The sequence below is a fragment of the Acinetobacter sp. TGL-Y2 genome (assembly GCF_001612555.1).
Classification (GTDB): Bacteria; Pseudomonadota; Gammaproteobacteria; order Pseudomonadales; family Moraxellaceae; genus Acinetobacter.
Genome location: NZ_CP015110.1, coordinates 767,195 through 781,770 on the forward strand (window position 1 = coordinate 767,195; position 14,576 = coordinate 781,770).

The 14,576-nt window shown below is 41.2% G+C and carries 15 protein-coding genes; 12 read left to right on the plus strand and 3 right to left on the minus strand.

The features are described 5' to 3' along the window. The first annotated feature begins 227 nt into the window (after positions 1 to 227). From AMD27_RS03605 to AMD27_RS03645, 9 genes are all read left to right on the plus strand, one after another. Complete coding sequence (locus AMD27_RS03605; protein ID WP_067656465.1) at positions 228 to 860, plus strand: OmpA family protein; 633 nt, start codon at positions 228 to 230, stop codon at positions 858 to 860. 144 nt (positions 861 to 1,004) lie between these two features. After that, the gene (locus AMD27_RS03610) at positions 1,005 to 3,044 is read left to right on the plus strand and encodes a UvrD-helicase domain-containing protein (RefSeq protein ID WP_067656467.1); all 2,040 of its coding nucleotides are present in this window, start codon (positions 1,005 to 1,007) and stop codon (positions 3,042 to 3,044) included. 25 nt (positions 3,045 to 3,069) lie between these two features. Beyond that, positions 3,070 to 3,522 carry a dUTP diphosphatase gene (gene dut, locus AMD27_RS03615; protein ID WP_067656468.1) on the plus strand — a complete coding sequence of 151 codons (453 nt, stop codon included), beginning with the start codon at positions 3,070 to 3,072 and terminating at the stop codon, positions 3,520 to 3,522. Positions 3,523 to 3,728: 206 nt separating this feature from the next. Beyond that, positions 3,729 to 5,156 carry a phosphomannomutase/phosphoglucomutase gene (locus tag AMD27_RS03620; protein WP_067656471.1) on the plus strand — a complete coding sequence of 476 codons (1,428 nt, stop codon included), beginning with the start codon at positions 3,729 to 3,731 and terminating at the stop codon, positions 5,154 to 5,156. Between the two features lie 29 nt (positions 5,157 to 5,185). Continuing rightward, positions 5,186 to 6,091, plus strand: coding sequence for an acetylglutamate kinase (gene argB, locus AMD27_RS03625; RefSeq protein WP_067656474.1), 906 nt, complete (start codon positions 5,186 to 5,188; stop codon positions 6,089 to 6,091). 246 nt (positions 6,092 to 6,337) lie between these two features. After that, the gene (locus AMD27_RS03630; protein ID WP_067656476.1) at positions 6,338 to 7,186 is read left to right on the plus strand and encodes a class II glutamine amidotransferase; all 849 of its coding nucleotides are present in this window, start codon (positions 6,338 to 6,340) and stop codon (positions 7,184 to 7,186) included. 264 nt (positions 7,187 to 7,450) lie between these two features. Continuing rightward, entirely contained in the window at positions 7,451 to 7,906 is a 456-nt protein-coding gene (locus AMD27_RS03635; protein WP_067656481.1) for a bacteriohemerythrin, read from the plus strand. Between the two features lie 171 nt (positions 7,907 to 8,077). Beyond that, the gene (locus AMD27_RS03640) at positions 8,078 to 9,160 is read left to right on the plus strand and encodes a hypothetical protein (RefSeq protein WP_212846457.1); all 1,083 of its coding nucleotides are present in this window, start codon (positions 8,078 to 8,080) and stop codon (positions 9,158 to 9,160) included. Then, positions 9,160 to 9,477 carry an RnfH family protein gene (locus AMD27_RS03645; protein WP_067656484.1) on the plus strand — a complete coding sequence of 106 codons (318 nt, stop codon included), beginning with the start codon at positions 9,160 to 9,162 and terminating at the stop codon, positions 9,475 to 9,477. The genes AMD27_RS03640 and AMD27_RS03645 overlap by 1 nt, the downstream gene beginning before the upstream one ends. 45 nt (positions 9,478 to 9,522) lie before the next feature. Here the strand turns inward: AMD27_RS03645 and AMD27_RS03650 are convergent, their stop codons facing one another. Beyond that, complete coding sequence (locus AMD27_RS03650; protein ID WP_067656486.1) at positions 9,523 to 9,921, minus strand: outer membrane protein assembly factor BamE; 399 nt, start codon at positions 9,919 to 9,921, stop codon at positions 9,523 to 9,525. 112 nt (positions 9,922 to 10,033) lie between these two features. Between AMD27_RS03650 and fur the strand changes: the two genes are divergently transcribed. Next, on the plus strand, positions 10,034 to 10,471 hold the full coding sequence (gene fur, locus AMD27_RS03655; RefSeq protein WP_067656488.1) for a ferric iron uptake transcriptional regulator: 438 nt from the start codon (positions 10,034 to 10,036) through the stop codon (positions 10,469 to 10,471). Positions 10,472 to 10,553: 82 nt separating this feature from the next. Here fur and AMD27_RS03660 read toward each other — a convergent pair whose 3' ends face one another. Beyond that, positions 10,554 to 11,672, minus strand: coding sequence for a PilT/PilU family type 4a pilus ATPase (locus AMD27_RS03660; RefSeq protein ID WP_067656493.1), 1,119 nt, complete (start codon positions 11,670 to 11,672; stop codon positions 10,554 to 10,556). A gap of 36 nt (positions 11,673 to 11,708) precedes the next feature. Beyond that, entirely contained in the window at positions 11,709 to 12,746 is a 1,038-nt protein-coding gene (locus AMD27_RS03665; RefSeq protein ID WP_067656497.1) for a type IV pilus twitching motility protein PilT, read from the minus strand. Positions 12,747 to 12,868: 122 nt separating this feature from the next. Here AMD27_RS03665 and AMD27_RS03670 point away from each other — a divergent pair, with 122 nt between their 5' ends. Continuing rightward, positions 12,869 to 13,555, plus strand: coding sequence for a YggS family pyridoxal phosphate-dependent enzyme (locus tag AMD27_RS03670; RefSeq protein WP_067656500.1), 687 nt, complete (start codon positions 12,869 to 12,871; stop codon positions 13,553 to 13,555). A gap of 213 nt (positions 13,556 to 13,768) precedes the next feature. Next, positions 13,769 to 14,551, plus strand: a complete 783-nt coding sequence (locus AMD27_RS03675; RefSeq protein ID WP_416202801.1) for a hypothetical protein — start codon at positions 13,769 to 13,771, stop codon at positions 14,549 to 14,551. Positions 14,552 to 14,576: the final 25 nt, after the last annotated feature.

Genomic DNA, 14,576 nt, shown 5'->3' on the forward strand with positions numbered 1-14,576 from the left:
GTCAATTTCACTGAATGAAGATTAAACCAACTATAAGGGCAGAATCGCTTTTTAAAAAGGCGTAAATTGACAGTATGAATAAATTATGTGGAAGAATTTACAAAAGATAAAAACTAAATATTACATAAGATTAATAAAATCTTTATCATTAACCTAATCATAATGGTTATAGTTCTTCTGCTCAATCATTATCTTCTTATACAAAAATCACAATTAGGAGGCACATCATGCGTGCACTAGTAATTTCAACTGTTGTAGGGGCTTTGGCACTCACTGGTTGCCAAAACATGGAATATGATAAAGCTGCTATCGGTACTGGTCTTGGTGCTTTGTTGGGTGCTGGTATTGCGTATTCGAATGCCGATAAAGACAAAATGGGACAAGCTGCTGCCATTGGTGCTGTAGTCGGCGCAGGTGCAGGTGCATTACTTGACCGTAAAGAAAAACGTCTTCGTGAAGAATTGGCGGGTACTGGTGTTGACGTTAATCGTAATCCAGATGGTTCGATCAACATGGTGATGCCAAGCGTAACCTTCGCGACCAATTCTGCAACGATTCAGCCACGTTTCCAATCTGCATTGAACGATGTTGCTAAAGTTTTACGTGAAGATGGTACTTCTGCGAAGTTGGCACTGGTGATCCATGGTCATACAGACAACACAGGTTCTGATGCCATTAACAACCCATTGTCGCAAAACCGTGCAAGTTCAGTACTTGGCTACTTATCTTCTCAAGGTATTTCAAGCTCGCGTATGACTGCGCGTGGTTATGGTTCAACTTCTCCAATCGCTGACAATGGTTCAGCTGCGGGTCGTGAACAAAACCGTCGTGTAGAAATCACCGTGTATCAAACCAACTAATTTCGTTTGAAAGCAAAAAACCACCTTCGGGTGGTTTTTTTATATCTGACTGTTTATGTTCAGCATTGAGAATTTTATTTAAAAGGTTAGTCAAGATCAGCCCAGATGACTATAATCGAGCGCTGAAAGAAGAGAGGATACACTATGTCATCTGCAAGTCATTTGAACGACAAGCAACTTGAAGCAATGAAATACACTCAAGGACCCTTGTTAGTACTTGCTGGGGCAGGTTCGGGTAAAACCTCCGTGATTACCCAAAAGATTGCGTACTTGGTCAAGCAGTGTGGTATTCCTGCACATCGTATTACCGCGATGACGTTTACCAATAAAGCCGCACGTGAAATGAAAGAGCGTGTCAGTAAGCTGCTCGGTAAAGAAGATGGTAAAGGCTTATCTGTATCGACTTTCCATACCTTTGGTTTGAACTTACTGCGTCTTGAGCTTAAACATACGCCACTTAAAAATAACTTCTCGATTTTAGATGCCGATGACTGTAAACGCATTTTGATGGACTTGATGCATCGTGACAATTTATCGGGCGCCGAAAGTAAAGAACTGATTGCCAAAGCCATGAAGATGATTTCAGATTGGAAAAACGATCTGATTTTGCCAGAGCAAGCGCACACCACTTGTGAAACGCAAGAAGACGTGCAATTTGCGCATTTGTATCAATTGTATGAGCGTAATTTACGTGCTTACAATGCGGTTGATTTCGATGATTTGATCGTGATGCCGACTCGTCTTTTACAAGACAATGCTGAAGTTCGTGACAAATGGCAGAACCGTGTTCGTTATTTACTGGTGGATGAATATCAAGACACCAACACTGCCCAATATATCTTGGTGAAGCTGTTAGTCGGCGTGATGGGACAGTTCACCGCTGTAGGGGATGATGATCAGTCCATCTATGCATGGCGCGGAGCCAAGCCTGAAAACATGGCACTGCTCAAAGAGGATTTTCATAATCTTAAAGTGATTAAACTAGAGCAGAACTACCGTTCGACCAGTCGTATTTTAAAAGCGGCCAACCACGTGATTGAAAATAACCCACATATTTTTGTTAAAAAATTGTGGAGTGACAAAGGTCATGGGGATGTCATTCGGATTATTACCTGTCGTAATGATGACGATGAATCTGAACGTGTAGTTAAGGATTTGCTGACGCATAAGCTGATGAATGGTAAAAGCTGGAAAGATTATGCTGTGCTTTATCGCGGTAACTTCCAAGCGCGCGTTTTGGAAACTCAGCTTCGTCAGATGCAAATCCCATATAAATTATCGGGTGGTCAGTCTTTCTTTGGTCGTGCTGAAATTAAAGATTTAATGAGCTATTTAAGGGTCATTATTAATCCTGAAGATGACAGTGCATTCCTACGTATTATCAATACACCGAAACGTGCGATTGGCCCTGTGACTTTAGAAAAACTCGGACTCTTTGCACAGGAAAATAACCTGTCACTTTTGGCTGCCGCCAGTGATCAGCGCTTAACTATGGTCATGCCGAAGAAAGCCACATCGCAATTGGCAGAATTTGCAGAGTTTATTCAGAACTTTACCCGTGAACTTTTAGATGACGATGAGCCTGTGCCAAAAATCCGTCAGATGATGTTTGAAGCAGGCTATATCGACTACATTAAGGAAAGTGCGGCAACACCTGCGCAAGAGAAAACCAAACTCGATAATATTGAAACCTTATACAGCAGTATTCAAAGTCTGATTAATCGCGCTGAAGATGTCGATGACAAAAACATTGAAAGCGTGATTCGTAAAATGGTGCTCCTCGATATGCTTGAGCAGCAGCAAGAAGATGAAGACACGGATAAAGTCAACTTACTGACGCTACATGCATCAAAAGGTTTGGAATTTCCTTTCGTGTATATCATGGGTTTGGAGGAAGAATTACTGCCACATAAAAACTCGATTGCCGCCGAAACGGTCGAAGAAGAGCGCCGTTTAATGTATGTGGGGATTACCCGTGCCAAGCAAGCGCTAACTTTGACTTTGGCAGAACAGCGAAAAAATGGCGGTCAAATGAAGCAAATGACCCCAAGTCGCTTCTTAGATGAGTTGCCACAAGATGAGGTCGATTGGCTGGGACGTAAGAAGAAGTTGTCCGAACATGTTGATCCGAAAGTTCAGGCACAGCAATATCTTCAAAATTTAAAAGCATTATTGAAACGTTAATAGAGTGAAAAGCACAGGATAGATGATGAAAGTTCAAGTTAAAGTTTTAGACCCGCGTTTGGGTCAAGAGTGGCCACTCCCGACATACGCGACCACGGGTTCAGCAGGTTTAGATTTACGCGCATGTGTCGATGAAGCGATTCAAATTGAGCCAGGTCAAACTGTTTTGGTTAAAACAGGTATGGCCATTTATATTGAAGACCCGCAGTTTGCAGGTCTAATTTTGCCACGTTCTGGTCTGGGTCATAAACACGGTATCGTATTGGGTAACTTGGTGGGTTTAATCGATTCAGATTACCAAGGTGAGCTGATGGTATCTGTGTGGAACCGTAGCCAAACTGCTTTTCGTTTAGAGCCAGGTGAGCGTCTTGCGCAGTACGTGTTGGTGCCTGTGATTCAAGCTGAATTTGATTTGGTGAATGAATTTGAAGCAACCGAGCGCGGTGCAGGCGGTTTTGGTCATACGGGTAAAAACTAATTTTTAAGTTAAAAGCCTGATTAATCAGGCTTTTAATTAATTTAATATAAATAGACAACAAAAAATATATAAATAAATATGTAACAATATCGCTATAGTAGCGCTTTAGTTCTAAGTAATTCTGTGCAATCTAATTGGGCCTCAGGCTTGTGTCAAAGCGCCCACTCAGAATAAAAAATTAGATCAGTCAGCATGTCGTTGTGTGTATGAATACAAAACATCAATTATTTCCACGTCAAATTTTCCGCGCATACGATATTCGAGGGAAAATTAGCGTATTGGATGCTCAGGTGATCAGCGCGATTGGGCTTGGTTTAGCTGAGCAGTTTCTCAAGCACGGTCAAACGCAAGTGGTCATGGGCTACGACGCGCGCTTGACCAGTCCTAGTTATGCCAAAATTTTAACGCAGCAATTAGAAAAATACGGTATTGCGGTCATCGATTTAGGCTGTTGTTCGACTCCACAAATGTATTTCGCGGCGCGTGAAACTCAAGGCAATGGTATTATTGTCACTGCCAGTCATAATCCCAAAGAAGACAATGGGGTGAAATGGATTATTCAATCTGAACCGCCATCTCCCGAGATGATCCAACAGGTGGGTGAAACGGCTGAGCGATTTTTTTATCAAAAGCAAAACAATATTGAAAGTCTCACTCTTGCGCATGAGATCAAAGCTGAATATTGTTTAAAATATCAAAATGTTTTGCTGAGTGATATTCAGCTGAAACGTCCTTTAAAAATTGTTGTTGATGGCCTGCATGGTTCAGCAGGACGCTGTGCAGATTTGGTTTTACAAAAAATGGGCTGTGAAGTGATCTCAATTCGCTGTCAGGCAGATGGAAATTTTCCAGATCATGCACCTGATCCTTCGCTTGCGATTCATTTAACTCAAGCACAAGACAAAATCCGCTTACATCAAGCAGATTTGGGTATTGCCTTAGATGGGGATGGCGATCGTGTAGTTTTATTGGATGAAAACGCCCATATTATTTCAGCAGATCGTTTATTGTCACTGTTCGCACAGCTATGTTTGACCTCACATCCAGCTCATGAAGTGGTTTTTGATGTGAAATGCTCAAGTATGGTGAAAAATACCGTCGAGCAATGGGGTGGACAACCTAAAATGATCCGCACCGGCAGTAGTTTTATGCGCCGATATTTGTCTCAGACCCAAGGTAAAGCAGTGTTCGGTGGCGAGTATGCAGGGCATTATGTCTTTAATGATGGTCGTGGCTTTGGCTATGATGATGGACTCTATGCTGCCTTACGCGTGATGGAATATTTAAGTCAACATCCAGAGACCAGCTTGTCCGCACTCCTTGCGCAGTATCCAGATCGTTTTGGCACAGAAGACACTTATATTAGTACTGATCACACCGATCCCATTGAAGTACTCAAGCTTGTTGAAGAGCGGAGTTTAGGTTTGGGTGCTTGTGTGAGTAAAATAGATGGAATTCGGCTTGATTTTCAGGATGGATTTGGCATCATGCGAGCATCCAATACGGGCGAATACTTCACAGTGCGCTTTGATGCTGAAAGTGCTGCGAGTTTGAAGCAGATTCGTGAAAAATTTGCTGCGATGTTAAGTGATCAATATCCAAGAATCGCACAAGACATGTTAAATGCACATTAATCTTTAGGTATATACAAGAGGAGAGGCGAATGCCACAACAACAAACTGGCATCGATAAAGCTCAAATTCTGACCGAAGCTTTACCCTATATCCAACGCTTTACTGGAAAAACATTGGTGGTGAAGTATGGCGGAAATGCCATGACCGATCCCGCATTGGAAAGTTCATTTGCACGTGACATTGTTTTACTTAAGACAGTCGGTTTAAATCCGATTGTGGTGCATGGTGGTGGTCCACAGGTAGATTCTTTCTTAAAGCAGTTAGGGCGCGAATCAGAGCGCATTGACGGCATGCGTGTGACCGATCCTGCGACTATGGAAGTGGTGGAAATGGTGTTGGGCGGTAGCGTGAACAAATCCATCGTCAACCTGATCAATCAACATGGCGGTCGTGCCATCGGTTTGACTGGTAAAGACGGTAATTTACTGCGGGCACAAAAACTTTTGATGGAAAAAGTCGCTGCAGATGGTACCGTTCAGAAAATTGATTTGGGTTTAGTGGGGGAAGTCATTGGTGTAAAAACTGATGTACTGGAAATGTTTAGCAACAGTGATTTCATTCCAGTCATCGCACCGCTGGGTGTAGATGATGAAGGCAATACTTACAATATCAATGCTGATTTGGTGGCGGGTAAAGTAGCTGAAGCCTTAGGCGCGGAAAAATTGATTCTGTTGACCAATATTTCGGGCGTTCTGGATGAAAATAAAAATCTACTCACCGGTTTAAGCACCCAAGAAGTCGATCGTTTGATTGAAACGGGCGTGATTTACGGCGGCATGATTCCTAAAGTGGGCTGTGCGCTCGATGCAGTTAAAGGCGGTGTCGTGAGTGCACACATTGTCGATGGGCGTGTACCGCATGCGACCTTACTTGAAATATTTACAGATCATGGTGTGGGAACTTTAATTACCAATCGTGCAAAACCAAGTCATTAAAATACAAACTAAGTTAAGCCATTTTAAGGAAAGCCACTGAATCCCGTGGCTTTTTTTGATTGCAAATTTTAATGGTCCAAAGAATGCGGTCATAAATGATATTTGATATTTCTCATCAATTTTGTTTTGAATAATGCGCTAGGGAATGAAATCGATCAAAACATATTCGATTGCAATTATTCAGATTTGCAAGCATTCACGCGGTGATGCACAATCATCTTCATAACTAAAAGCCAATGAAAGATTATGTGCCAACTACTTGGAATGAATTGTGCGACACCTACGGATATTACCTTTTCTTTTCGTGGATTTTCTCAACGCGCAGGCATCACCTCTGATCATTCAGATGGATTTGGCATTGCTTTTTTTGAAGACAAAGCTTGCCGACTTTTTGTGGATAATCAGTCTGCTGTAGAATCCCCAATTGCAGATCTGGTCAGAAACTATCCGATCAAATCACGTAACGTGATTGCGCATATTCGTAAAGCCACACAAGGCAAAATTACCTTAGAAAATTCACATCCGTTTATTCGTGAATTGTGGGGCAGACAATGGATTTTTGCGCATAACGGTGACCTACATGATTTTGCACCACGCTTATCTGGAAAATTCACCCCGGTTGGTAACACGGACAGTGAGCGAGCATTTTGTTATCTACTTGATCATTTAGTGCTTAAATTTGGCTATATTGAACCGAGTCTGTCTGATATTTTTTCAGTGCTCGAGGAAATTTCTCCACAGGTGGCCGAACATGGGACCTTCAATTTTTGCTTGTCCAATGGTCAAGCGCTGTTTAGTTATGCCACCACGAAACTGCATTGGATTGTACGCGAGTATCCATTTCAACCTGCACGCTTAATCGATTTAGATGTTGAGGTTGATTTTAGTGATGTCACTACTCCAGATGATCGGGTGGCTGTCATTACCACTGAGCCGTTGACCGCCAATGAAGAGTGGTTTGCGTATCAAGCTGGTGAGATGATTTTATTTAGAGACGGTAAACCCATACAAAAAGCGATGACGCATGTCGAACGTTTAGTCAAAGAAGCGGCTGATCCTAGCTTGAAACGGGTCACCAAGGCAGATCAATATTGAGAATAATTAATCAGTGAATGCAGTCTAATTAATGAATGCTTCTTTATAAGTTATTGATAAAAATAAATATTGGTTAATTAATAATTGAGTCTTTCGATTGGTTTAATTTAAAATTATGATGCATATCATGCACTTGTGTTGTTTTTTTGTAAATAGCATTAATCCCGACTAACTTAGTTCATTTTTATTTAAAAATGATCTGTATAAGATGGCTTTAAAACTTGTTGATCATTGTTTTATAAATCATTGTTTTAAGGAAATCGTATGAAGATGAAATGGGTGCCAGATTACAATACTGGAATCGATGTGATTGACGATCAACATAAGCGTATTTTAGATTTCATTAATCAAATAGATGAAGTGAGTGATGGGACAAATCGTGCTCAGATCAAACAGGTTTTAGATAATATTATTGACTATACGCAGTCGCATTTTACGTTTGAAGAAAGCTTGCAAGAAGAAGCAGGTTATAAGTATCGCGTTCCTCACAAACGTGTTCATGATTTATTTATTAAACGAATTGAGGCCTATCGTGATCGTTTTGAACAGGGTCAATCGATTGAAAATGAACTTAATGAAGTGTTGTCTAAATGGCTCATCAATCATATTCAGCATGATGATGCAGATTATGTCGGTGCAGTGAAAACCAATATGATGGGTATTATTAACGAAAATGAAAAGAAAAAAGGCAAAAACTGGTTTGCACGCTTTTTTTCATAAAGTTTGAATCTGTCTTTAACTTGAGTTTAGTGAATAAAAACAAGCAAAAAATATTGTAACATCAGTGCGTAGCAAACCATCTCAGCGGATGGTTTGCTTTTTTATGTCTAAACTTTGATTTTCATGGATGACAAGGGCAAAATAGCACAAGACTTTTTCATGGAATACGTCATGCAGGACACAGCTATGTCACGATGGTTATCGCCGCTCATGGCATTTTGTTTATCGTTTATGGTCATTGTAGGTCTTGCACCTAGCCTTGGTTTACAACTCGATCGACAAATCGACTTTTGGTTATTGTGGATGGGCACAATGATCTTTTTGGCTTTGCCAATTATTTATTTGGAAATTGCCTTAGCAAAGCGTTCAAAAACAACAGCATTAAATGCGCTTTCAAGCCTAACGCGTGATGCAGATGCATCGCAGCAATGGCGTTTGGTCGGTTGGTTGTCTGTGGTCTTTATTGCATTCTTGGCAGGTGGCTTACTCAGCAATATTGCCAATATAACGTCAAGCTATACGCAATTGCCTGTTCAAACCAATGTTCTGTTTGTCATTTGTGCCGTGATTGCGGTGGGCTTGTCTTTTATATCACGTCAAATATTGGTGCTGTTCACCGCTATTGGTGTGATTACATCACTGATTTTATCCAATATGTTTGGCACTCAAGTTCAAGCTTGGCAAGTGACGCCGATTGAGTTTAAAGAATGGGGCAATGCCACTATTTTAGCTTTGGTGGCAAGTGGTTTGGGTTTAGGGCTGTATTGGCAAACCAGCCTTAGCGTGATGTCTCAACAAGATGCGGCATCTAAAGCGACTTTACCGATTTGGATTGCACAGCTCATCGCAGTTGCGGCTTTTGGCTATTTTGCCGTTTCTGCCCAAATTCCAGCTTATACGATTTTAATCACTGCTATTTTTGCAGCAGCACTGTTATTGCAATTGGCAAAAGAGCAATTAAAACAGCGTCATGTGGTTTTGCTCATTCAATTTATCGTGCTTCTTGCAGGATTATTTGTTTGGGCGATTCCACAGCTGACAGCCGTTTTAAATTCAATATTGATGCTGTGGGGCTTGATCATTTGTTTGATCTATTCCATTTTTGTAGGCTGGATCATGAAGATCAGTCATTTGCGCAAAGCATTAAATTTCAGCGGTGAAGTGTTCTATAACCTGTGGCGTATTGCGGTACGGATCGTGTTGCCATTATCGATTATATTGGCGATCGTGTCGTATCTTGGACAGTTGATCTAATGAGCGCGAAAGTATGGGTGGCGTATGCTGGGCTTGAACAGCAATTTCATATTGAAGTAACTTATGAATCAGGCATGAGCATCGCTGCAGCGATTGAAAAAAGTGGCATTCAACAGCGGGTTGAGCTGCCACAGCCTTTGAGTTTTGGGATTTTCGGACGTAAGATTCAAGACCTTGATTATGCGATACAGCCGGGAGATCGCGTCGAGATTTATCGGCCGTTGACCATCAATCCCAAAGAGATTCGTCGCAAACGCGCAGCTGCAAATCCGACCAGTCGCTACTGTCGAAGCAATCGCTTTAAACAATTGAATTGATATAAAAAACCCCTCATTGAGGGGTTTTCTTTTTACTTAAAGTCTTTATAGTGGGGGCGCGTTTAGAATTGCTTCTTTTGAAGCAGGCAAGCCCGGTTGAGATTCAGGAATGGTTTCTAAACCTTCAATTTTATTCACAATACCCGTTTCATTGAAATACACCTTCAGGTGTTGACCTTGAGCGGCTGGAATATTGGCTTTCTTCGCATAAGTACCCGGGATATAGTTGTAAAGGTAATCCCAACGCAATGGATTCATCGGATCAGTAACCGTTGGACTGCCGAGTAAAAAACGCACTTGTTGATAAGTCATCCCGACTTGTATTTTTGATGCTTGGGCTTGGGTTAGCGGTGTTCCTTGTGGAATATCAACTTTATAGACACCAAAGACAGAACAACCACCCAGTAAAGAAGCGACGAATAACGTCAGCATGATTTTTTGCATTTTGCTACACTATCCCAAATTAATTATGATGCATTTGATCCAATGATAGATCATACTGCATCTCAACTCTGTTGCATATTCCAACTTAAAATTTGTTAAGAGACCTTTTTATATGGCTATTTCAAATCAAGATTTACGCAAAGCTGGACTTAAAGTTACCCTTCCACGAATTAAGATTTTGGAATTGTTGGAAAACTCAAGACAGCACCATTTAAGTGCTGAAGACATTTATAAGACCTTACTTGAACAGGGCGAAGATGTCGGTCTAGCAACTGTATATCGTGTGTTAACACAGTTTGAGGCGGCTGGCATTATTCAGCGTCATCATTTTGAAAATAATCACTCTGTTTTTGAAATCATGCAGGACGATCATCACGATCACTTGGTCTGCTACAGTTGTAATAAAGTTGTTGAATTTTCGAACGATACCATTGAGCAAGAACAACATGAAGTTGCGGAAAAACTGGGTTTTATCTTAACCGGCCACTCACTCAACCTATATGGTTACTGCGATGCGCCTGAATGCCAAGAAGCTTATCGTAAAAAATAATTTACAAAATATCTAAAAAGGAGCTATCAATCAGCTCCTTTTTTTATACAACAATAATTAGATTAATCCGTATTGTAAATTCCTACTGCCGGTCAAAGGTGAGTTTTGAGCTTGCGTTCATTAAAGTTTCTGTACCTTCTTCAGACAATTTGATTTGTAAACGTAAATCGTTGGCTGAATCTGCATGTTTCAAAGCATCTTTATAAGAGATATGTCCTGCTTTATATAAATCAAACAAAGCTTGGTCAAAAGTTTGCATACCCAATTCACGCGAGCGCTTCATTAATTCCTTAATTTCATGAATTTCACCTTTACGAATTAAGTCTGAAATTAAAGGAGAATTAATTAAAATCTCAATGGCAGCGCGGCGTGATTTACCGTCAATAGAGGTGATCAGTTGCTGTGCCACAATCGCTTTTAGATTTAAAGATAAATCCATAAACAACTGGTTATGTCGGTCAGCATCAAAGAAATGAATAATCCGGTCAATGGCTTGGTTGGCATTGTTGGCGTGCAAGGTGGCAAATACCAGATGACCTGTTTCAGCAAAAGCCAAGGCATAGTCCATGGTCTCGCGTGAGCGAATCTCACCAATCAAAATCACGTCAGGTGCTTGGCGCAGGGTATTTTTCAGTGCCACTTCAAAAGAGTCTGTATCAATTCCGATTTCACGCTGGGTAATGATGCAACCTTCGTGTTGATGAATAAACTCAATCGGGTCTTCAATAGTAATAATATGACCTTTAGAATTTTTATTTCGATAACCAATTAAAGACGCCAGTGAGGTTGATTTACCTGTTCCTGTACCTCCCACAAAAATGATGATGCCACGCTTGGTCATGGCCAAATCTTTGAGTATAGGTGGCAGCTTTAATTCCTCAACACTTGGAATTTGGGTTTCAATACGACGTAAAACCATACCAGGTAATTCGCGCTGCTGAAAAGCACTGACACGAAAGCGCGTGCTCTGATCACGGTTACTGATGGCAAAATTACACTCACGGGTTTCTGCAAACTCTTGGCGCTGTTTCTCACTCATAATGGCATGAATCAGTTTTGCAATGATTTCACCATTTAGTTTGGTTTTGCCTACAGCTATAATTTCGCCGTTAATTTTCATAGATGGTTCTACATCGGCACTGATAAATAAATCAGATGCCTTATGCGTAGTCATCATGTCGAGCAGATCATTGAAATCCATATCTGTTCCCCAAAAAAGTCCATTAAGTTTTAATTTTTATAAGAATGACTCAGGTTGCTTTGCTGCAGTACGTGCCACTTGTGCTGTAATTATGCCTTTAGACACCAGTGTTTTTAGGCTTTGATCAAGGGTGGTCATGCCATAGTTTGCACCGGTTTGAATCGATGAGTACATTTGCGCGACTTTGTTTTCGCGGATTAAATTACGAATGGCAGGAATACCGATCATGATTTCATGCGCAGCGACACGACCACCCCCAGTTTTCTTCAGGAGCGTTTGTGAAATCACTGCTTGAAGCGATTCAGACAACATCGCGCGAACCATGTCTTTTTCTTCTGCTGGGAATACATCAATCACACGGTCAATGGTTTTTGCCGCAGAGGTGGTATGCAGTGTACCAAACACCAAGTGACCTGTTTCCGCTGCGGTAAGTGCCAAGCGAATGGTTTCAAGGTCACGCATCTCACCGACCAAAATAATATCTGGATCTTCACGTAAGGCTGAACGAAGTGCTTCGTTAAAGCCATGGGTGTCACGGTGTACTTCACGTTGGTTAATCAGACACTTTTTAGATTGGTGTACAAACTCGATCGGGTCTTCGACCGTTAAAATATGGTCATAACGGTTTTCATTAATATAATCCATCATCGCTGCAAGTGTGGTGGACTTACCCGAACCTGTTGGACCTGTGACCAGTACGATACCGCGTGGATATTCACAAATATCTTTGAAAATTTGGCCCATACCTAAATCATCCATAGACAGGACTTTGGATGGAATAGTACGAAATACCGCACCCGCCCCACGGTTTTGGTTAAACGCGTTGACACGGAAGCGGGCTACAGACGGCACTTCAAACGAGAAGTCCGTCTCTAGTTTTTCTTCAAAATCACGGCGCTGTTTATCGTTCATGATGTCATAGACCAAACGATGTACATCTTTATGTTCAAGTGCAGGTAAATTAATGCGACGGACTTCACCATCAACACGGATCATGGGCGGCATGCCTGCTGATAAATGCAAATCTGATGCGCCATTTTTGACCGAAAAGGCTAATAATTCTGTGATATCCATAAATTCCCCAAATTAAAATTAGTCGTAATTATTTTGTTAGAATGATAAGGCTTTCCGACAGCTTAACCAACAGTTAGCCGAATAGGAAAGAAAAAAAGATGAATTAAATGAGAATCCCGTCAATGAATAGTCTTCAACTCGCAAGAGCACATGTATTGCAACAGATTCAAGAGGCTTGTCAGCAAATTCATAGAGACGAATCGACAGTGACCTTGTTGGCAGTGTCAAAGACCCATCCAAGTGAGGCACTGCGTGAGATGTATGCAGCAGAGCAACGTGCTTTTGGTGAAAATTATTTGCAAGAAGCTTTAGATAAAATGCAAGCTTTACAAGACTTAAGTATTGAATGGCATTTTATTGGTCATGTACAGCGCAATAAAACCAAGCATTTGGCTGAAAAATTTGCGTGGGTACATGGTGTAGACAGACTGATCATTGCAGAGCGTTTATCCAGTCAGCGCGAGAGTCATCCAGAACCTTTAAATATTTGTGTGCAGGTCAATATTGACGCACAAGAGAGCAAAGATGGCTGTCAGCCAGCAGAAGTCGCTGAATTGGTACAACAGATTAGCCGATTACCGCATTTGAATTTGCGTGGCTTGATGGTGATTCCAGCACCCAATAATCCGCAAGCGTTTATTGATGCAAAACAGCTCTTTGAGGATGTCCGTGTTCAGCATGCACACCCTGAGCTTTGGGATACCTTAAGTATGGGTATGTCGGCCGATATGAATGATGCGATTGCGGCGGGTTCGACCATGGTGAGAGTAGGGACGGCACTGTTTGGTGCACGAGACTACTTGGACTAATAATGTCGTTATTTTAAAAAAATCCAAGACACTTTAAAGCCATAATCTCCCTTAAACACCCTAAAATCATTTAGGGTTTTTTTAGGCTTAAATTATGATAATAATTTATACAAATAATAACAAATTGATGTCAACCAAATTAAAAATCACATTCTATACTGTTTAGGAAAGCTAAAAAATGTCGATAAAACCAATAAAAAACCAAGGTGAATTATGAAACTACATCATTTTATAAACTTATTATTCTGCTTATTTTTGGGCCTGTTTATCAGCGCCTGTAGTAAAAAAACTGAAGAAAGAGCAGCAGATGCTACGGTCGTCGCTGATTCAGCCTCGATAGAAGCTGCAGACGCTACCAATGCACAGACTGCCGAAAATGAAAAACTGGGCACCAAGTGGGGTGATGATGTGACCTCGAATGTCAGCAGTGTTGAATTAACGCGCTTAAGCGTAAATCCAATTGCACAAGCTTCAGTACGTTATGCAAATAAACAGTATCAAGGCAAAGCAGTGAATAGTCTATCGGTCGCATCTGGGGTGATCAGCTTTACCGTACTGGATGATCAAGCAAAGCCATTGCCTTTGGTTCGTGACGGCAAAAACTACTTCTTAAAAGCAAAAGATGGTCAGAGTTATCAATTACAGTATGAAAACCATTCAGATAAAAGCTTTGAAATTGTAGCAAGTGTGGATGGTCTAGATGTTTTAACAGGTCAAGAAGCATCTAAATATGCCAGTGGTTACGTACTTGGGCCGCATCGAACCTTAAACATTGAAGGCTTCCGTAAGAGTGATTCTGCTGTAGCTTCATTTACCTTTGGTCAGCCTGATGAAGCCTATGCTGCAAACTCATCTCAGGGTTCAATTGACAATACCGGGATCATTGGAACAGTGATATTTGAAGTAGAGCCACTCGAACCAGTAGAAGCTGTAGCGGATACCGCAGATGCGTATGCTCCAGCGCCGAATGCCTTTCCGGGTGATAAGAAAAATTAATTATTTCTAACGACTTTAAAGCCCT